General features: G+C 68.5%; 11 protein-coding genes. 9 read left to right on the top strand and 2 right to left on the bottom strand.

From position 1 onward, the window contains the following. Positions 1–84: 84 nt before the first annotated feature. Positions 85–993: a lipid kinase gene (locus K8612_RS10415; RefSeq protein ID WP_373692097.1), complete on the top strand. Its 909-nt coding sequence runs from the start codon at positions 85–87 to the stop codon at positions 991–993. Positions 994–1,008: 15 nt separating this feature from the next. Here K8612_RS10415 and hrcA read toward each other — a convergent pair whose 3' ends face one another. Next, the gene (gene hrcA / locus K8612_RS10420; protein WP_223762169.1) at positions 1,009–2,040 is read right to left on the bottom strand and encodes a heat-inducible transcriptional repressor HrcA; all 1,032 of its coding nucleotides are present in this window, start codon (positions 2,038–2,040) and stop codon (positions 1,009–1,011) included. Positions 2,041–2,245: 205 nt separating this feature from the next. On the opposite strand from hrcA, the gene yedA reads away from it, so the two are divergent. Continuing rightward, positions 2,246–3,145: a drug/metabolite exporter YedA gene (gene yedA / locus K8612_RS10425; protein ID WP_223741020.1), complete on the top strand. Its 900-nt coding sequence runs from the start codon at positions 2,246–2,248 to the stop codon at positions 3,143–3,145. 6 nt (positions 3,146–3,151) lie between these two features. On the opposite strand, the gene K8612_RS10430 is transcribed toward yedA, so the two are convergent. Further along, positions 3,152–4,867: a DUF4157 domain-containing protein gene (locus tag K8612_RS10430; RefSeq protein ID WP_255671496.1), complete on the bottom strand. Its 1,716-nt coding sequence runs from the start codon at positions 4,865–4,867 to the stop codon at positions 3,152–3,154. Between the two features lie 338 nt (positions 4,868–5,205). Here K8612_RS10430 and K8612_RS10435 point away from each other — a divergent pair, with 338 nt between their 5' ends. The 7 genes from K8612_RS10435 to drmC all read left to right on the top strand — a co-directional run bounded on the left by K8612_RS10435 (position 5,206) and on the right by drmC (position 19,890). Next, a complete protein-coding gene (locus tag K8612_RS10435) occupies positions 5,206–5,904 on the top strand; it encodes a hypothetical protein (RefSeq protein ID WP_223762171.1) in 699 nt (232 codons plus the stop codon). After that, positions 5,901–6,815, top strand: a complete 915-nt coding sequence (locus tag K8612_RS10440) for a DUF3396 domain-containing protein (RefSeq protein ID WP_223762172.1) — start codon at positions 5,901–5,903, stop codon at positions 6,813–6,815. The genes K8612_RS10435 and K8612_RS10440 overlap by 4 nt, the downstream gene beginning before the upstream one ends. A 120-nt stretch (positions 6,816–6,935) precedes the next feature. Continuing rightward, entirely contained in the window at positions 6,936–10,115 is a 3,180-nt protein-coding gene (drmD, locus tag K8612_RS10445; protein WP_223762313.1) for a DISARM system SNF2-like helicase DrmD, read from the top strand. Beyond that, positions 10,115–14,032 (top strand): type IIL restriction-modification enzyme MmeI, encoded by a 3,918-nt coding sequence (locus tag K8612_RS10450; protein WP_223762173.1) that lies wholly within the window; start codon positions 10,115–10,117, stop codon positions 14,030–14,032. The genes drmD and K8612_RS10450 overlap by 1 nt, the downstream gene beginning before the upstream one ends. An 8-nt stretch (positions 14,033–14,040) precedes the next feature. After that, positions 14,041–17,379 carry a DISARM system helicase DrmA gene (gene drmA / locus K8612_RS10455; RefSeq protein WP_223762174.1) on the top strand — a complete coding sequence of 1,113 codons (3,339 nt, stop codon included), beginning with the start codon at positions 14,041–14,043 and terminating at the stop codon, positions 17,377–17,379. Continuing rightward, the gene (gene drmB / locus K8612_RS10460; RefSeq protein ID WP_223762175.1) at positions 17,366–19,213 is read left to right on the top strand and encodes a DUF1998 domain-containing protein; all 1,848 of its coding nucleotides are present in this window, start codon (positions 17,366–17,368) and stop codon (positions 19,211–19,213) included. The genes drmA and drmB overlap by 14 nt, the downstream gene beginning before the upstream one ends. Then, positions 19,204–19,890 (top strand): DISARM system phospholipase D-like protein DrmC, encoded by a 687-nt coding sequence (gene drmC / locus K8612_RS10465; RefSeq protein WP_223741010.1) that lies wholly within the window; start codon positions 19,204–19,206, stop codon positions 19,888–19,890. The genes drmB and drmC overlap by 10 nt, the downstream gene beginning before the upstream one ends. The last annotated feature ends 85 nt before the right edge of the window (positions 19,891–19,975 follow it).

Genomic DNA, 19,975 nt, shown 5'->3' on the forward strand with positions numbered 1-19,975 from the left:
CACAGAAAGCCGAGGTTTCCTCTGGAACCCGCACTCAACGCACCGCCGCGCCTTCGCCACCTGGATGAGGGGCCCGCGGTCCTGGTGGTGAACACGCGCTCGCGCTCGGGGCGCGACGCCTTCGAACAAGCCCGGGAGCTGCTGGCCGCCCACGGCATCCCGCTCATGGCCGCGCACGCGCTCACGCGGCCCAAGCGCCTGCGCAAGGTGGTGGAGGAGGCCCTGGCCCAGGGGGCCCGCCGCGTCCTCGTGGGAGGAGGCGACGGCACCATCAGTTGCGCGGTGCAGGCGCTGATGGGGCGCGACGTGACGCTGGGCGTGGTGCCGCTGGGCACCGGCAACGACTTCGCCCGCTCGCTGGGCATCCCGGACACGCTGGAGGCCGCGTGTGACGTCATCGCCGGTGGCTACACGGCGCGCGTGGACGTGGGGCTCGTCAACGGGCGGCCCTTCCTCAACGCCGCCAGCCTGGGGCTCACCACCGCCATCGCGAAGCGGCTCACGCAGGAATTGAAGCAGCGCGCCGGCAAGCTGGCCTACCCCATGGCCGCCGCCGCGGAGATGCGCACGCTGCAGCCCTTCCACGTCCGGCTCCAGGCGGACGGCCGGACGCTGGAGGTGGACGCGCTCCAACTGGTGGTGGGCAACGGCCGCTACCACGGCGCGGGCAACATGGTGGCGCCGGACGCGACGCTGGATGACCGCTGCTTCCACGTCTATGCCATCACCGCGCCCTCCGCGGCGGAGGGCGGAGAGCGCACGGGGCTGGGCCACCTGCAGGACGTGGCCACGCTGGCGCGCGTGGCGCTGGGCATGAGGAGCGGCGGGCACCTGGAGCACGAGTCCGTCGTGCACCTGCACACCTCGCGGCTCGTCGTGGAGACGGACCCGCCCATGGAGATGAACGCGGACGGGGAGAACGTGGGCATGACGCCCATGCGCTTCGAGGTCGCCCCCGCGGCGCTGCGCGTCTACGCGCCCGCGCCGCAGTAGGGCCGCTTCGCGCGGCTACACCTTCTCCAGCACGCTGGAGAGCACCTGGGCGGTGAAGTTCACCAGGGGAATCACGCGCCGGTAGTCCATGCGCGTGGGCCCGATGACGCCCACCGTGCCCAGCACCGCCTCCGCCGTGCCGTAGGGGCTGGCGATGACGGTGACGTCGCCGGCCGCGGAGAACTCGCTCTCCGCGCCGATGAAGACGTGCATCTCCTTGGTGCGCTGCACGCGGTCCAGCAGGTGCAGCAGCTTGTGCTTCTCATCCAGGGCGCGGAACAGCGCGCGGATGCGCTCCACGTCCGCGAACTCCGGCTGCTCCAGGAAGGAGCCGGTGCCTTCGATGAGCACGCGCTCGGGCGTCTGCAGGTCGGTGGCGGCGGCGCCCAGCTTGAGGGCCTTGGCGGTGAGCGCGTTGTAGAGCGCCTGCTCCTGGTCCATCTCCGCGCGGATGCGCTCGCGCGCCTCCTCCAGGGGCACCTGGTGCAAGAGCTCGGAGAGGTAGTTGCTGGCCTTCATGAGCTCATCGGACGTCACCGGGAAGTCCACGGTGAGGGCCTTGTTGTGCACCTGGCCGTTCTGGCCCACGAGGATGGCGAGCACGCGGTTCTCGCGCAGGCGCAGGAACTCGATGCGCTGGAACACGGCGGCGTCGGCGCGGGGCGTGAGGACGACGCCCGCGTGGCGCGTGAGCGAGTGCAGCACGCGGCTGGCCTCCGACAGCACCTCGTCCAGGCTGGACTCGTGGACCAGGCCGGCGTGGATGAGCTCGCGGTCGCGGGGGGCGGGGTCGCGCAGCTTCACCAGGGTGTCCACGTAGAAGCGGTAGCCCCGGTCGGTGGGCACGCGGCCGGCGGACGTGTGGGGCTTCTCCAGGAAGCCCAGGGCCTCCAGGTCCGCGAGCACGTTGCGCATGGTCGCGGAGGACACCTCGAACTCTCCGCGGCGCGTCAGTTGCTGACTGCCGACCGGGCCGCCGGTGGTGATGTGCTCCTGCACCACGGCCCGGAGGACTTCCTTCTCGCGCTCACCCAATTCGTCGAGCATTCCCGCTCACGCTCCGGAGGGTGTCGGCCCGACCTCCGGGTCTCCATGCCTCCTGTAGAATTCTAAAAGGGACGCCCGGGGCATTCAATTGGGAGGGCTGTGCAGGAAGGCAGGCAGGCGGGGCGCTGGTCCGCCGGCCCGTGGAGCGGGTACGGCAAAGCGCACATCGCACGGCGGGGAGGTCGGGCGTTAGAAGGCCGCCGCCGTGACGACCGCGACCGTGACCCCCGACGTAGCCGAGCCCGCGCCCCACCGGGGACGCCTGCTGTTCAGTCTTTTCGCGCTCTACGTCATCTGGGGGTCGACCTACCTGGCGATGCGCTTCGCGCTGACGGGCTTTCCGCCATTCCGGATGGCGGGGCTGCGCTTCCTGCTGGCGGGCGGGGTGTTGTTCGCCGGGCTGCGGTTGAAGGGGCAGCCGGGGCCGGGCCTGCGGCAGTGGGGGGCGGGCGTGGTGACGGGCTTCCTGTTGCTGGTGCTGGGCAACGGGGGCATCGCGGTGGCGCAGAACCTGGGGGTGCCGTCCGGGGTGGCGGCGCTGGTGGTGGGGAGCATGCCCTTGTGGGCGGCCATCTTCGGGGCGGCGTTCGGGCAGAAGCCGGGCCGCGCGGAGCTGGCGGGGCTGGTGCTGGGGTTCGCGGGGGTGGCGCTGCTCAACCTGGGCGGGGACATGAGCGGCGGAGGCGTGGCGGCGCTGGCGGTGGTGGTGGCGCCGGCCGCGTGGGCCTTCGGGTCGGTGTGGAGCCGGCGCTTGCCGATGGCCTCGGGGTTGATGACGCCGGCGACGCAGATGTTGAGCGCGGGCGTGATGATGATGGCGCTGAGCTTCGCGCTGGGGGAGCGGATGGCGGACGCGGTGCCCCCGCGCGCGATGGCGTCGTTCGTGTATCTGGTGGTGTTCGGTTCGCTGGTGGCGTTCAGCGCGTACGGCTATCTGCTGAAGCACGCGAGGCCGGCGCTCGCGACGAGCTATGCGTACGTGAACCCGGCGGTGGCGGTGCTCCTGGGCGTGGTGTTCGCGGGAGAGACGCTGGGCCCCATGACCTGGGGCGCGATGAGCGCCATCCTGGTCGCGGTGATGCTGCTGGCTCGCGGGAAGCGGTGAGGCGCTTCAGCGCCCGCAGCGGCTGAGCTTGGACACGCACAGCGTGAGGGCGTTGGCGAAGCCGTGGGCGTAACAGCTCTCGTGCCAGGACTGGGCGATGAGCGGATCATTGACCCCGGTGGGCACGCGGGTCATCTGGAAGAACGCGCGGAACTCGCCGCCCTGGAGCTGGGGGCCGTTGCGGTCCTCGTAGTTGCGGGCGTAGTTCTCGAAGGTGATGCGGTCCGCGCCGCTCTCCGCGACCACGCCGCCCCAGTGATACTCCCACACCGGCTCGCAGTAGACGGGCGGAGGGATGGGCGCCACCGGGCGGGGAGCGACCTCGTCCCGCATCCGCATCCAGTTGCGGTTCTGGGCGTCCTGGTAGCGCTCCATGGCGCCCACGGAGTACGTCTGGAACGCGTCCCCCACGCGCGGATCCGCGTAGGCGTTGAGGCCCAGCCGGAAGAGGAGCTGCTCGTAGCGTGCGCTCAGCGTCTGCCCGTTGAGGTTGACGCCGTTGAGGGTCATGCCGGCATTGGCGCGGACCCGGTTCACCAGGCGGCCGTAGTTGCGGCCAATGGGGCCGTAGTAGCCCGCGAGCGCCGCCATCTGGGCATTGGGGGTGTTGGCGCCCGCCAGCGCGTTCTGCAGCCCCACCTGGTAGTCGTTGACCGCGCGTTGCCGGGCCGCGGCGGCGTTGGGGCCCTCTCCCTGTCCGTGGAAGAGGAACGTGGTGAGGAGCACCGCCAGCCGGAAGGGGATGTCGCCGTGGGCGGGGAAGACGGGGGCCCATCCGCCGAGCTGCCAGCGCGGCAGGTTGAGGAAGAGCTGATTGCCGGACTGCGAGAGCCGCACGGTGCGCTGCGAGTCCTGCTGCTCCCCCATGACCTTGCCGGAGATTTCGTTGCAGTTCTGCGACACGGCGGGCTCGAGGTGCCCGTCCTCGGACATGGCCACCTGGAACAGCCGCTTGGGTCCCGGGCCGCTCAGGAAGGGCAGACAGCCCGGCTGCACGGGAGGGCCGATTTCGAGGTAGCGCGGCCCGGGGACCTTGGCGATCCGATAGCTGGAGCCCACGGACCGCAGCGCGCGGTTGCACCGGTCGATGGCACGGTCCGTGGCGAAGAAGTGCTTGGCCTGCTGGTGGCGGGGATCGGTGTCCTCGATGGCGAGTTCGTTGTCATCCGAGAACCGGAGCGCGACCTGGTCGTGCCCCCGGACCATGACGTTCGCGGTCCCGGCATTGATGAGGAAGCTTTCGCCGTTCGTCTTCGGGTAGGGCTGGGGCCGCAGCCCGTCGCGCTGGGTCTCGAAGGTGGCGTTGTGGAGGTTGACGTCCTGGGCGGCGAGCTGGGCGTTCGGGATGACGTGGTACGCCTGGAGCGCGGGAGTGGGCGAGGTCCACCGGCCTGCGCGCGCCCAGGAAGCCGCGAGGTGCGCACCGGAGAGGGCCTGGGCCGCCAGGGTCTCGGCCTCTGCTTCCAGGGCTTCATCCACGAGCAACCCGGTCCCACCGTTCCCATGAGGGACGCGCCCCGCGCGCTGTTGCAGCACATGCACCAGCTCATGCGCGAGGATCCGGCTCCCGCGAGCCAGGTCGAGTTCCAGGGTTCCCGGAGCGAAGAGGATCTGCTCGCCCCAGCACAGGGCCTTGGCGCCCAGCCGAGCGACCAGGGGGTGCTCGTGCAGGCGCACAGCGCTCAGGTCGGTCCCGAAGGCGCGCTCGAACCGGACACGCAACGCCCCAGGGAGTGCCTGGCCCCGAGCGCAGGCCTGACCCAGGAGCGTGGGAGAGATCCAACTGTGCCGAGCATCCAAGTTCCGGGCTCCCCATGTATCAAGGCGTGTCTCGTCGAAGGGTCTACTACACCCGGGCGCCCCGCTCACGCGAGCCGCGGAAGACACGCCGTGCATCGACCAGCGTCCTCGGAATCCAAGTGACTCCTCCAATCATGGACATCGCTGGAGCCAGGGGAGGCAATAGAGTCCGGCGCGTGCGTCCTGCGACGAGTCCCTGGATGTTCTGTGTGTTGCTCACGGCGTGTGCCGGAGGTTCACGGCATGGGACGCTGCGGTTCGTGGACACGGAGACGGCCGGGAAGGCACGGCACGCGGCCTACGTGGCGGAGCAGGCGTCCGCACGAGCGGCGGCGTCAACCCTGGTTCAAGCAGCCCCGGTGTTACTTGGGTTGATGCAACAGGACCACTCCGCCGTGGATGAGTTGGAGGAACGCCTCACGGAGTGTGCTGCTCGGGCTGAGCAGGTAGGAAATGCGCGCTACTTCCAAGGACGGCCTCCAACGCGGCAGGAATGCAGCGAGGTCGTCGAGAAGGACCGCTGTGGCAAACCCGTCACGAGGGCGATGCAGTTGGGAAAGCTGAAGCACGTACTCGCCCTCCAGTGCGCGGAAGAGGTGCTGAAGGAGCTGTGGCCCGCGCCCTTCAGCATCGAGCAGCGCTACCGCTACTACCCGAACGCCCGCTTCCTGGAGACCATCAGCCGGGCGAAGGAAGCGCAACTCATCGCCGATGGCTGCACTGACGAACTCAGGGGCACGATCAAGCCGGACATCGTCCTGCACGAGGACCGCAACCTGCTCGAGTCCGCGCTCACCCTGGACTTCAAGTTCCCCTGCCCTGATAGCAACCTGCCAAAGTGGACAGAGTATGGCCCCAACAGTCCATACATCGGCATGAACCAGGGTGAAGTCTACAAGGCAGCGCTGGGCGGACCGGCTCTGCTCATCTCTCCAGGCAATGGAGTGAGGCCGCGGTGAAGGACATCTTTCCGGTCATCCAGCTTCGCGCCAGGAGAGGCTGGCTCGCGGGACGCGACGGCATCGTCATCTCCTTCTTCATCCATCGTCCCCCCCAGGATGTCGCTCCTGCGGCATGGCGCGCCCTGCAAATCTACCGTCGAGTCATTCCTGCGGGAATGCTGGGCTGGTACCCGTCCGACGACGGAGACATGACTCCTCTCGATGACGCTGGATGGGCGTATCTCCGGGAATGTCTGCTGGAGCCTCCCTGGAATGGACTCCGCCCCATCGAACTCCTGGAGAGTCCGAGCGAGGCTGGCAGCTACCACTTCGAATACTACGGGCGGCAACTCGAGAACCCCATCCTCGAGGACCCCATCAGCTCGGTGTCGTTCACCTTCCCGACCGAATACCTCAAGGAGCACGGAGCTTCACACCTGCGAGCCCTTGCACTCCAACTCGGGAATGAGCTGCCTTTCAACTTCGGCTACGCCAGCTTCGCCGTCGTCTCCCCCCAAGGCTTGTTCAGCTCCGCCGACTGGAACATCACTGAGGCGCTTCTCAACCGGTATCCGGGACTGGACGCCTACAACAACAGGGAGCTCAGCGCGGTCATCGGCACGCACGCCCTGGCCCCCGCCTGGCTCACGTTTCTCGGTCAGCCCCTGCTGGGACAACTGGGCGGCATCGACGCGCTCCGCAACGCGCTCTCCTTCCCAGAGGTCTCCCTGCTCCCCATGGACGGAGACCGTGTGCTCGTCACCCTGGACGACTGGCCAGACCCCATCGACACGCAGACGAAGGCCATCCCCCCCCAGTACCGCGCGCTGGCCCGCCTGATGGAACCCTTCCTCTTCCAGTACGAAGGGGAAGGACTTCCCGTCTACGAACAAGACATGAATCAGTGGCTACGAAGATACTTGAGATGAGCGAACAGCAGTACCGGCATCCTGATTGTATGGGTTTCGCGCCACGACGACGCTGCCCCGAAAGAGGTATGGTCTAGTCCGAAGCTGTAGCGGCATGTTGCACGCATGCCCTCCGCTCCCATGCCGTGCGCGGGTGATATCGCGCAGGTCCGACACCGCCAATATCTGGTCAACGAGGTCGTGGCTCCTTCGGATGTCCGGGAGCAACACACCCTCGTCCGTCTCACCTGTCTGGATGATGACGCACAGGGCCGTCCCCTGTCTGTCCTGTGGGAGCGGGAACTCGCGGCGCGGGTCATCCGGCCTGAACACGGTGGATTGGGAACCCCCGAGCGCTTCGACGAACCCCGTCACTTCGCCGCGTACCTGCACGCGCTCAAGTGGAGCTCCGTCACCGCCACCGATGCCCGGCTCTTCCAGGCGCCGTTCCGCGCGGGCATCCACCTGATGAACCACCAGCTCACGCCTCTCAAGAAGGCGCTCGAGCTGCCCCGGGTGAACCTCTTCATCGCGGACGACGTAGGTCTGGGAAAGACCATCGAAGCCGGGCTGGTGTTGCAGGAGCTCATCCTCCGCCAGCGCGTGGACCGCGTCCTCATCGTCTGCCCGGCGTCCGTGACGCTCCAGTGGCGCGATGAGATGGAGAAGCGCTTCGGCCTGCGCTTCGAGATCTTCAACAGCGAGTTCGTCTCCCGCCGTCGTCAGGAGCGCGGCTTCCAGGTCCCCGTCTGGGCCACGCACTCGCGCTTCATCGTGTCGTACCAGACGCTGCGCCGCAGCGAGTACTTCGAGCCGCTCAAGACCCTGCTGGAAGAGAAGGGCCACCACAAGTCCATGCTGGTGCTGGACGAGGCGCACGTCGTCGCCCCCGCATCGGCCAGCCGGTACGCCATCGACACGGAGACGACCCGCAGCATCCGCTCCCTCGCGGAGCGCTTCGAGCACCGGCTCTTCCTCTCCGCCACGCCCCACAACGGCCACTCCAACAGCTTCTCCGCGCTGCTGGAGATGCTGGACCCGCAGCGCTTCACCCGAGGCACTCGCGTCCGCGAAGCCCAGCTCGCCCCCGTCATGGTGCGCCGGCTCAAGGGCGACCTGCGCGCCCTGGGCAGTGCACAGCGCTACCCCGAGCGACACGTCGTGGGCGTGCGCCTGACGCATGAGGCGGGGCGCTGGCATGCCGAGTGGCTCGCGCCGGACGGGAAGAGCGTCGAACAGCGAGTCGACCTGGGTGAAGGCTCAGCCGCTGAACTGGAGCTGTCCCAGAAGCTCGCTCGCTACACGGAGCTGATGGCGCCTGCGACGAAGCAGGGGCGCCTGGTCTTCATCAACCTCCAGAAGCGCCTCCTCTCCAGCATCGAGGCCTTCCACCGCACCCTCTCCGTCCATGCGGCGGCCTTCGGCGCGGGGAGCCTGGCCCCTGACGGCGGAGCACTCACCGGCGAAACGACCCCCGACTCCGAGGAACACGGCGAGACGGACGAATCCCTCGAGCAGGCGTTCGCGGAGACCATCCGCGAGCAGAGTCAGGAGCTGTCCGCCAGCATCCAGGCACGCCAGCTCCTGGATGACATGCTCAAGCTGAGCGCCCGGCACCGCACCGCCCGGGACGCGAAGCTGCGGGCCCTGCTCCACTGGATTCGCGAGCACCAATGTCCGCTCACCCGGGGTGCCCCATGGAAGCCCCGCCGGGTCATCGTCTTCACGGAGTACGGCGACACGCTCCGCTTCCTCAAGGAGCAGCTCACCGCGGCCTTCGAAGGAACCCACCGGGGCGATGAGCGAATCCTCACGCTGACGGGCGGCATCGATGACGTGAGGCGCGCACTGGTCCAGGCCGCCTTCAACGGCCCGATGGAGGAGTCCCCCGTCCGGGTCCTCCTCGCGACCGACGCCGCGCGCGAAGGCATCAACCTGCAGGGCCATTGCGCGGACCTCTTCCACTACGATGTCCCGTGGAATCCCTCGCGCATGGAGCAGCGCAACGGTCGCATCGACCGGGCCCTGCAACCCGCGCCGGCGGTCCGCTGCGGCTACTTCGTCTACAGCCAGCGCGCCGAGGACGCGGTGCTCGACACCCTGGCTCGCAAGGTCGAGACCATCACGCGCGAGCTGGGCAGCCTGGGCTGCGTGCTGATGGACCAGATGCACGATGCCCTCGCCTCGGGCATCAACAAAGGCACCCTGGAGAGCCTCTCCCGCGCCGCGACCTCCTCCCGCACCGAGGTCACGAAGCGGGAACTGGAGTCCCAACGCACGCTGCAGTCGCTGCGCAAGGAGTTGGATGCGATTGGAGACCTCCGCGACCGCAGCGGCAAGGTCATGGATTTCAACCCCGTCCTGCTGCGCGACGCGCTGGACGTGGGGTTCGAGCTGGCTGGCGCGGGACGGCTGGAGCGGGAGACCGTCACGGAGGAGGGCCGGACGCTGGAGGCCTGGAAGGTTCCCGCGCTCCCCGCTTCATGGAACTCGACCCTGGATGCCATCCGCCCCAGGCGGGAGCAGGACGAAGCGCCCTGGGAGTGGCGCAAGCGCCCCCTGTCTCCCGTGGTCTTCGAGGCGCCTCCGGGGGTCTCCAGCAAGCTCGCCCACCTGCACCTGTCCCATCCGCTCGTCCAGCGGGTGCTCCAGCGGTTCCTGGCGCAGGGGTTCTCCGCCAACGACCTGAGCCGGGTCACGGTGGTCCAGACGAAGCGCGACTCGGTGGCGCGCGTCATCGTCTTCGGCCGGCTGTCGCTCTTTGGTGAAGGCGCGGCGCGGCTCCATGACGAGGTTGTCTCCGTCTCAGCGAAGTGGCTGGACGGCGGCGGCCGCGGGCACCTGAAGCCCTTCGCGGACGAGGCGGACCGCAAGGCGATTGATCAGTTGGAGACCACGCTGGCGGAAGCGCCCGCGCTCTCCGCGACACCGAAGGCCGTCCAGAAGCGACTGCTGGCCAGCGCCGCGTCCGACTTCTCGAAGCTCTGGCCCGCCATCGAGGAGCAGGCCTCGGAGCGGGAGAAGGAGGCTCGCAAGAAGCTGGCGGCTCGGGGGGCATCCGAAGCCAAGGCCCTGACACAGATTCTCCTCACGCAGCAGGAGGCCATCCAAGAGGCGCTGGGCGCACAGCTCGAGCTCAAGCTCGACGCACGGGCGGAGCAGGACCAATGGAGGCGAGACAAGGCCCACCTCGAGCAACGTTTGACAGCGCTCGGGAAGGAGCTCGTTGAGCAGCCCGAATCCTTGAAAGCCACCTACGCCGTGCGGGTCGCCCGTCTGGTGCCCGTGGGCATGGTCTACCTGTGGCCGGGGGCGCGCTGATGAACGGCCAGGGCTTTGGCGGTGACGTCGAGCGTCGCTATCACCAGACATGGATGGGGATGGCGCAGCCCATCGAAGGGCTGGTGGTCTCCATCCCGGTCCTCGAGGACGCGCAGTGCATGCAGCGCCTGCCGGTGTCCGCGCAGTCGCGGTTCATCCTGCTCGCGGGCCGGGAGTCACCTCGCGTGACGGATGTCCCGCGCTTCCTCCGGGAGGTGCTGGGCTTCTCCGACGATGACTTCGTCACGGAGTTCCCGGAGGACCTCCGGCTCGACATCGCGGAGGGACACCAGACGATCCGGCCCACGCGGGCTCTGCGGCGGCGCGGTCCTCCACCCGCGAAGCCGGAAGGCCTGCCGGACGACTCCACACCGGTCAGCCGGGCCGCGGAGGGTTTCGCGCTCCTCACCTGGGAGCTGCCGCTCGGGTTGGACCTGGACAAGAAGGAGGACACCACGGGCGCGTGGTTCTACGAGCCCACCGCCAAGTTCGACCGCCTGCTGCGCGCAGCCCGCGTCCCCATCGGCCTGCTGTTCAATGGGGACTGCGTGCGCCTGGTCTACGCCCCCCACGGGGAGACCTCGGGGCACCTCACCTTCCGGTTCAAGGACCTCGTCACCTCCAGCGGCCGGCCCCTGTTCGACGCGATGGTGATGCTCCTGCACGCGCGCCGCTTCTTCGGCGTGCTGCCCGAGCATCAGCTCCCCGCGCTCCTGGAGCAGTCCCGCCGCCGCCAGGCCGATGTCACCGAGGAGCTGGCGGACCAGGTGCTGGAGGCGCTCAGCATCTTGTTGACGGGGTTCGAGACGGCCGCGGAGCGGGATGGCTCCCGTGCCCTGGACGAGGCGTTCGCGCGAGGGGAGGACCATGTCTACGGGGGACTCCTCTCCACGCTCCTGAGGCTCGTCTTCATCCTCTATGCGGAGGACCAGGGCCTGCTCCCCGTGGACCAGGAGCCCTACCGCGACGACCTGTCGGTGAAGGCGCTTCACGAGCAACTGGTCGAGGACGCCAGCCAGTACCCCGACGCGATGAACCGCCGGTTCGGCGCGTGGCCACGGCTGCTGGCGCTCTTCCGGTGCATCTATCTGGGGGCCTCACACGACAAGCTGCGCATGCCGGCACGTCGCGGGCAGCTCTTCGACCCCGACAGGTTTCCCTTCCTGGGTGGAGGGACCTCCGACGATGCGGGCACGCAGGCGCCAACGCCATCCATCGATGATGAGACCGTCCACCAGGTCCTGGAGCGGCTCATCTTCCTCAAGGGACAGCGACTGAGCTTCAAGTCGCTCGACGTGGAGCAGATCGGCTCCGTGTACGAGGGGCTGATGGGCTTTCACGTCAAGCGCCTGACCGGCGCTGGACTCTGCCTCAAGCCCTCGAAGGTCTGGGTCTCCGCGGACGAAGTGCTGGCCCAGCCCGCGAAGCGGCGCGCCGCATGGCTGGGGGAGGAAGCAGGTCTTGATACGAAGGCCGTGAAGGCCCTGGCGAAGACGCTGGAGCAGGCCGTCACGCAGCAGATGGTCCTGGCCGCGCTGGAGCCGTACCGCGTGAGGGGCACCGAGACGCGGCGAGCCTCCCAGTGGGTGCTCCAGCCCGGAGACGAGCGACGGCGGACGAGCAGCCACTACACGCCTCGAAGCCTCTCGACGCCCATCGTTCAGCGTGCGTTGGAGCCGCTGCTCAAGACGATGGGACCCCAGCCGTCCTCGGAGCGCCTCCTCAACCTGAAGATCTGTGACCCGGCCATGGGGTCGGGCGCGTTCCTCGTGGAGTCCTGCCGCTTCCTCGCGGACCAGGTCGTCGCCGCCTGGACCCGTGAGGGCGTGCTGAAGCGCGACAAGCACGAGGATGAGGTGATGCGAGCGCGCCGGCTGGTGGCCCAGCGGTGCCTGTACGGCGTGGACAAGAACCCGTGGGCGGTGAGCCTCGCGAAGCTGTCGTTGTGGCTCGTGACGCTGGCGAAGACAGAGCCGTTCACGTTCCTGGACCATGCGCTCAAGTGTGGGGATTCGCTGGTCGGGCTCGACCTGGAGCAGCTTCAAGCGTTCCATTGGGACCCGGCCAGCAAGAAGCAGTCAGAGCTGCCGTGGGCGCTCATCAACAATCAACTGACGCGTTCGCTCGAGAAGCGCGAGAGGATCCTCCAGCTCGCGCTCGACCTGGAAGGACCAGAGCGCAAGCCATTGCAGTTGGACCTGGACCCTGGCCGGGTGAAGGAAGGGCTGCTCGGTGACGCGGACGCGGCGCTGGCGGACGTCAAACGGATCGCCAACGCGTGCGTCGGTGCGTTCTTCGCACACGGCTCGGACAAGGAGCGGGAGAAGGAGCGCGTCCGTCGGCTCGATCGGATTGGAGCGTGGCTGGCCCAGGAGAAGAAGGGCGTTCTGCCCCCCATGCCGGCGGACATCGCCGCGTTCTCCGCGCCGTCTTGGACGTTTCACTGGCCGCTGGAGTTCCCCGAGGTGTTCCATGGAAGTCGGCCCGATCCGCTCGACAACGAGCAGCCCAACAAGGCGGCATGGATCGATGGGTTCGTGGGCAACCCGCCCTTCGCGGGGAAGAACGCGATCATCGAGACAGGGGGAGAGAACTACCTGCCCTGGCTCCAGGCGGTCCACGAGGGAGCACACGGCAACGCGGACCTGTCCGCGCATTTCTTCCGCCGCGCGTTCCACTTGCTGGGTGAGCACGGCAGCTTCGGATTCATCGCCACCAACACCATCGCGCAGGGAGACACGAGGGCCACGGGGCTGAAGTACCTGGTGGACCATGGCGGCCACCTGTACGACGCCGTGCGCTCCATGAAGTGGCCCGTGACCGGAGCCAACGTCTCGGTGTCCGTGGTCCATCTGGCGAAGGGGCACGTCTCTGACCTGAAGCTGGAGTCCCGACTGGACCGGCTGCCCGTGAAGCACCTCAATTCCCGACTGCGGGGGAAAGCTGAACGAGCGGATCCCGTGGTCCTCAGAGCCAACGCGGGCAAGAGCTTTCAGGGAAGCATCGTTCTTGGCATGGGATTCGTGCTCAGTCCTGAGCAGCGCTCGGCCCTTATCGCAAAGTCACCCAAGAACGCGGAGCGCATCTTTCGCTACGTCGGTGGGGAGGAGATCAATTCCGATCCCAGTCCCGAACTTGAAAGGTACGTCATCAACTTCGGACAGATGGAATTAAAAGACGCGAAACAATGGCCCGACCTCATCCATATCGTGCAAGAACAGGTAAAACCTGAGCGCGACAAGAGCAAGGACAAGGGAGCGAAGCACCTCTGGTGGCAATACATACGCCCGCGGCAAGAGCTCTACCAGACACTTCGACCGCTCCACCGATGCCTCGTAAACTCACAGGTATCCAAGCACCTTGTCTTCGATTGGCGTCCCACAGGCGGCATTTTCTCCCATGCAGCCTACGTTTACACTCAAGAACAAGACAGATGGCTCGCGGTCTTGCAATCCCGAGCGCATGAGGCCTGGGCACGTTTGCTGTCCTCCTCCATGCGCAACGACCTTCGCTACACGCCAAGCAGTTGCTTCGAAACCTTCCCATTTCCCGAAGACGCACGGGGGGCCACGCTTGACGCAATAGGCAAGCGACTCCACTTCGAGCGCAGCCAGTACATTCAGGCCCACAACATCGGCCTGACGACGACGTACAACCGGCTCAAGGACAGGTCCGTCACGGACGCCGCGACGCAGCGACTGCGTGACCTGCACGTCGCCGTGGACCAGGCCGTCCTGGATGCGTACGGCTGGAATGACCTCCACGCACCTCCCTACTGCGGCGCCACTCCCAAACAACTCGATGCCTTCGAGGACGAAGTCCTCGACCGCCTCTTCGACCTGAACGAGCAGCGCGCCCACGAGGAAGCCCACCCCACGTCCCGCCGTCCCTCGAAGTCCCGCACCCAGACCGCCTGAGCCCTCCCATGAATGCCCATGACGCCGGAGCGGTCCGCTCCCACCTCATCGATGCGCTCGAAGCGGACCTCGTCGGTCCGTTCCACAAGCCCCCAGGCGCTCCCGTGTCGGACGCCACCGAAGTGCTCCGCACGCCGCCGTCCCGTTGGTACCTGACAGGCTTCCTCGTCCCACTCGACCAGGGTGTCATCGAGGACGACCCGGACGACGAAGAGGACGACCTGGCCGCGGGCAACGACGAGGACAACGAGGAAGCCTCCCGTCCCGACCCGACCGCCAAGAAGGTGCGCCGCCTTCCCGCGTCCATGGGTCTGTCCGTCTTCGTCCCCTCAGGCACTTCCCAGCTCACCGCGCATGTCTGCTGGGCGGACTACCAGCGCACCGAGGCGGACGGGCGCAAGCCATGGAGCCGCACCTTCCACCAACGCACCGTCACCCTGTCCTTGAACGACTCGGTGCTGCGCGAAGGCGTGCACCTCCAGGACAGCCGGGGTCTGCGCCTGGAGGGCCACGTGGAGAGGACGCGCGAAGGGGAGCTCGCCGTCGCCATCTTCCTCGTGAACGCGCGTCCCCCCACCTCCACCGCCGCGGACCGCGACGAGGCCTATGCCTTCCAGACGCACCTCGCCCTGGAGTGCGCGCAGGGCTTCGTCAGCCGGCAGGACTCCAGCGACGCCCGGAGCGAGGACGATGACGACCGCGTCAACGACCTCCAGTTCCGCCACCGTCAGCAGTGGGCCGTGGGCCACGGCGTCTCCGTGCGCGTCCCCTCCACTTCCATGCCCGTCACCCTCGTGGAGACGGACTGGCTGCCTCGCGTCGAGGTGCTCCCCGTCGAAGCGCGCCAGATTCGCGAGGTCGCTGTGGGAATGGAACAGCTCGCCGCGTTCACGACGCCTTCGGAAGCCGTCGCGGCCCTGAGTCCCCTGGTGCGTGCCTACCGCGACTGGGTGACCACCCAGTCCGCCCTCGACGTGGGCAGTGAGCGCCGGGAGGAGACCCGGGATGAGCTGGTCCGCCGCGCCCACCGCGCGGCAACCCGCATCGAGGAGGGCATCCAGCTCCTGGAGCGGGAGCCCCTCGCCTTCGACGCCTTCCGCTGGATGAACAGCGTCATGGCCCAGGCCGAACGCAAGGCCCGCCCGGACCGGGCTCCCGAATGGCGCCTCTTCCAGCTCGCCTTCATCCTGCTCAACCTCCCGTCCGTCGAGGACGAAGCCCACGCGGACCGCGAGCTCGTGGAACTCATCTTCTTCCCCACGGGCGGCGGCAAGACGCAGGCGTACCTGGGCCTCATCGCCTTCACCCTGCTCCTGCGCCGCCTCCGCGGTCAGGCGCATCTCCACGGAGGCCTGGGGGTGGCCGTGCTGCTGCGCTACACGCTGCGGCTGCTCACGCTCGACCAGCTCGGCCGCGCGGCGACGCTCATCTGCGCGCTCGACGTGCTCCGTCAGCAGGAGCCGAAACGCCTGGGAGCGGTGCGCTTCTCCATCGGCCTGTGGGTCGGCCGCTCCGCCACCGCCAACACCCTGGAGCAGGTCTCCACGCAGATCACCGAGTACAAGAACGACAACAGCGCCCGCGCCCAGTCGCCCTTTCCGCTCGCCACCTGCCCGTGGTGCGCCACGCCCTTCGAACGGGAGTGCTTCATCCTCCGGCCCTCCAAGTCCAAGCCTGAAGAGGTGCTCGTCGGCTGCGCGAACATCGCGTGCGCCTTCAACCTGGGCCGCAACCCGGAGGGGCTCCCCGTCCTCTTCGTCGACGAGCAGATCTACCGCGAGCTGCCATGCTTCCTCGTGGCCACCGTGGACAAGTTCGCCATGCTGCCCTGGCGTGGAGAGACCGGGCTGCTCTTCGGCCGGGCCCTGGGCCGCACCGGGAAGCGCTTCGTCGGCCCGTGCGACGACGCCGCGGACGTGAAGGCGGCGCTCGTGACGCTCCCGAAGGGCCTGCGCCCCCCGGAGCTCATCGTGCAGGACGAGCTGCACCTCATCTCCGGTCCCCTGGGCTCCATGGTGGGCCTCTACGAAGGGGCCGTCCTGACGCTCGCGCCCCGGGCGAAGCTGGTGGCCTCCACGGCCACGGTCCGCCGTTCGCGGCAACAGGTGAGCCGCCTCTATGGACGGGACGTGGCGCTCTTCCCTCCCCCTGGCGTGGACGCCTCCGAGACGTTCTTCGCCTCCGTGGGCAAGAAGGGCGCGCGCCAGTACTTGGGTGTGGCGGCGCCCGGACGGCCCATGAAGGCCATCCTGCTGCGCGTCTACGTCAGCGTGCTCGCCGCCGCCGCGCGCGGTGAACAACTCCACGGCGCGCCCAGCGCCGACCCGTACCTGACCCTCGTCGGCTACTTCAACAGCCTGCGGGAGTTGGGCGGCATGCGCCGGCTCGTCGAGGACGAGGTGCGACGGCTGGTGATGGACCGCGCCCGCCGCCGTCCCGAGGACTTCGACAAGGACGCCGAGCACCCCTGGTACCGGAGCCGGACCATCCGTGGCGAGCCCATCGAGCTGACCAGCCGGGAGAAGACCGCCGACATCAAGGCCTCGAAGAACCGACTGGAGCTCACGCACGGCCAGCCCCAGAGCATCGACGTCGTGCTCGCCAGCAACATGATCTCCGTGGGCGTGGACATCGACCGGCTGGGCCTCATGGTCGTGGCGGGTCAACCCAAGACAACCAGCGAGTACATCCAGGCGTCCAGCCGCGTGGGCCGCAACACGAACAAGCCCGGCCTGGTGGTGACGTGCCTCAACGCCGCCAAGCCTCGCGACCGCAGCCACTACGAGCGCTTCGGGACGTACCATGAGTCGTTCTACCGCTTCGTCGAAGCCACCTCGGTGACGCCCTTCTCCGCCCCGGCGCTCGATCGGGGCCTCGCGGGCGTGGTGGTGGCGCTGGGCCGGCTGCTGGACACCGCGATGACCGCTCCCCTGGAGTGGAAGTCGTTGCAGGCGCACCGGGACGCGCTGGAGCAGACGCTCGAAACGCTGGCGAAGCGCGCGGGGCGCGGGCTTCCCAAGGAGGAGTCGGAGCGCGCCAGCGGCATCGTGATGCAGCGGGCACGGAGCCTGCTCGACTCGTGGCGCAACATCATCGAGCAGTCGAAGAAGGACGCCGCCCAGCGCGCGTACTCGCGCTACGACCCGGCGGGAAAGGGTCTCAAGCCCCTGCTGCGCGGCTTCCTGGACACCACCGAGAACCTCACCCAGGACGAGCTCAAGTTCGAAGCGCCCACGTCCATGCGCGACGTGGAGTCCTCGGTGCACCTGTGGATTTCACGTCAACCACTGGGCGGCTACCGCGCCCCGAAGGCCGCGACGGAGGAGGTGACGCATGACGAACCGTAGGAAGTGGACCCGGGCCCGCTCGACGCGGCCGCCGGATGGGCGCGTGCGCCAGAGCCAGGTGGTCTCCACCTTCGGCCCGGGCAGCATGCTGGACCTGCTCAACGATGCGGTCCTCGTGGGAGGCCTGGACTTCTGGCGGCTCAAGGGCCAGGGCGAGGTGGTCAACGAGCCCAGGCTCCTGGAGATCGTCGAACCGCTCTACCACCGCAACAAGTGGCCCCTCAGCAAGGAGGCGCCCTTCCGCAAACCACCCGCCGGGGATGAGCGCGAGCCGACGGAGTCCTGCGGCATCCAGGTGTATGAGTTTCCGCGCTGGTTCGTCTGCCAGAACCCCCACTGCCGTGCGCTGGTGCGGGCCAACAGCCTGGAGCGCGTGAACCAGGAGTACCGCCACCGTTGCTCGGGCATGGAGGCGAAGCCGGAGCGGTGCGTACCGGTGCGCTTCGTCGCGGCGTGTCCCCGGGGGCATCTGTCGGACATTGACTGGTCCTGGTGGACGCACGAGCGCAAGCCCTGCGACGCCCCGCAGCTCAGGCTGGAAGAAGGCGTGAGCGGAGACTTCAGCGACATCGAGGTCGCGTGCTCGACGTGCGGCAAGCGCAAGCGCCTTGCCGACATGATGGTCAAGGAGCAGCAGGACCGCTGCGACGGAGAGCGGCCCTGGCTGGGGCTGGAGGCCCGGGAGCGCTGCGACGAGAAGCAGCGGCTGCTGGTCCGCACCGCCAGCAATGGCTACTTCGCGCAGACCACCAGCGCCATCACCATCCCCGAGCCCGAGTCGCTCCGGCGCAAAGTGCAGTCCGCGTGGAACATCCTCCAGGCGGCCACAGCGGAGAGCCTGCCCGCCTTCCGGACCATCCCCCAGGTCCAGGCGGCGCTGGGCTCCGCCTCCAACGCGGAGGTGCTGGCGGCCATCCAGGCGGAGCGCGAGCACACGCCCGAGGCCGTCCCGGAGATTCGCACCGCGGAGTGGCTCCAGTTCCTCGCGCAGCCGCAGGAGAAGCCGGGTGAGATGCCCCGGGACCGCACCGAGGTCTTCTGGGCGCGGCGCATCGCCCGGCCCCAGGGGCTGCCCTCGCTGGTCGAACGCGTGGTGCTGGCGCGGCGGCTGCGCGAGGTCCAGGCCCAGGTCGGCTTCACGCGGCTGGAGCCGCTGTCGAAGGACCTCCAGGGCCGCTACGACCTGGACGTGGCGCTCGCGCCGATGTCGCTGCACCGGGACTGGGTGCCCGTCACGGAGATGCAGGGCGAGGGCATGCTGCTGGTGCTCGACGAGCAGCAGGTGCACGCATGGGAGACCTCCGAGCCGGTGCGACGGCGCGAGGAGGTGCTCCAGGCCGGCTGGGAGCGCTGGAAGCAGGGCTCCGGTTCGAAGCTCACCTTCCCGGGGGTGCGGCTCTACCTGCTGCACTCGCTGGCGCACCTCCTGATGACGGAGGTGGCGCTGGAGTGTGGCTACCCCGCGAGCTCCATCCGCGAGCGGCTGTACTGCGCGCCGCACAGCGATGCCGTCCCCATGGCGGGCATCCTGCTGATGACGGGAACCACGGGCGCGGAGGGCACGTTGGGCGGACTGGTGGAGGAGGGGCGGAGGCTGGGGCAGCACCTGTCCCGCGCGCTGGAGGACGCGCGCCTCTGCTCCAACGACCCTGTCTGCGCGCACCACGAGCCCACGGGTCGTGACGACCGCGACCTGGAAGGGGCCGCGTGCCACGGCTGCCTCTTCCTGCCGGAGTGCTCCTGCGAGCGTTTCAACCAATACCTCGACCGCGCGCTCGTCGTGCCCACGCTGGGCCACGAGGACGTCGCCTTCCTGAAGACGCCGTGGACCTGAGCGGCGTGGCGACGCTGGACCTGGAGCGGCTGAGGGACGTGGTGGCCGCGCGGAGGCTCGGGTTCCCGCTGTCACGGCTGGCGCTCCAGGGTGAAGGGCTGGAGCGGTTGGCGGGCGAGGCCGCGGCGTTGAACGCGCTGGGGCGGGACGGGACGCTCGTGTTGCTGGACACGCTGCTCGTGGAGCGGCGCGGGAGAGCCCGGCGTCCGGAGCTGGTCTGGACGGGGCCGGAGACGCGCTGGAGCGGCGCCCGCGACACGGCGGTGGTGCTGGCGGACCTGTTCCACAAGGCCACGAGCACGGTGCTGGTGGCCGGGTTCGCGTTCGACCACGCGGCGGAGGTCCTGAAGCCGCTGCACGAAGCGCTCAAGCGGGGTGTGGGTTGCCGGCTCTATGCCAGTGCCTCGGTGGCCTCGGCGTTCCTGAAGGAGCACTGGCCGTTCGGGCCACCGTTTCCGGAGTGTCACGGCTTCTCGCCGGAGAAGGGAGTCTTCGCCAGCCTGCATGCGAAGTGCGTCGTGGTGGACGCGCGGTGGGTCTTCGTGACGTCCGCGAACTTCACCGACCGGGGACAGACGCGGAACATCGAGGTGGGCGTGCTGCTGGAGGATGCGCACCTGGCGGCGGTGCTGGAGGCCCAGTTCTCCACGGGGGAGTGGTTCTCAAGGGTCGCCTGATTCGACGCAGCGCCGGATAGAGTCCGGCGTGTGCGTTCCGTAACGAGCCTCTGGGTAGCCTGCGTCCTGCTGACAGCGTGTGCCG

The sequence above is a fragment of the Corallococcus sp. AS-1-6 genome, from assembly GCF_020037015.1.
Lineage (GTDB): Bacteria > Myxococcota > Myxococcia > Myxococcales > Myxococcaceae > Corallococcus.

Excerpts from the sequence above, each read along its gene's own strand:
- drmD (WP_223762313.1), top strand. The coding sequence starts at position 6,936 with ATGCCGTGCGCGGGTGATATCGCGCAGGTCCGACACCGCCAATATCTG.
- drmB (WP_223762175.1), top strand. The coding sequence starts at position 17,366 with ATGACGAACCGTAGGAAGTGGACCCGGGCCCGCTCGACGCGGCCGCCG.
- drmA (WP_223762174.1), top strand. The coding sequence starts at position 14,041 with ATGAATGCCCATGACGCCGGAGCGGTCCGCTCCCACCTCATCGATGCG.
- K8612_RS10450 (WP_223762173.1), top strand. The coding sequence starts at position 10,115 with ATGAACGGCCAGGGCTTTGGCGGTGACGTCGAGCGTCGCTATCACCAG.
- hrcA (WP_223762169.1), bottom strand. The coding sequence starts at position 2,040 with ATGCTCGACGAATTGGGTGAGCGCGAGAAGGAAGTCCTCCGGGCCGTG.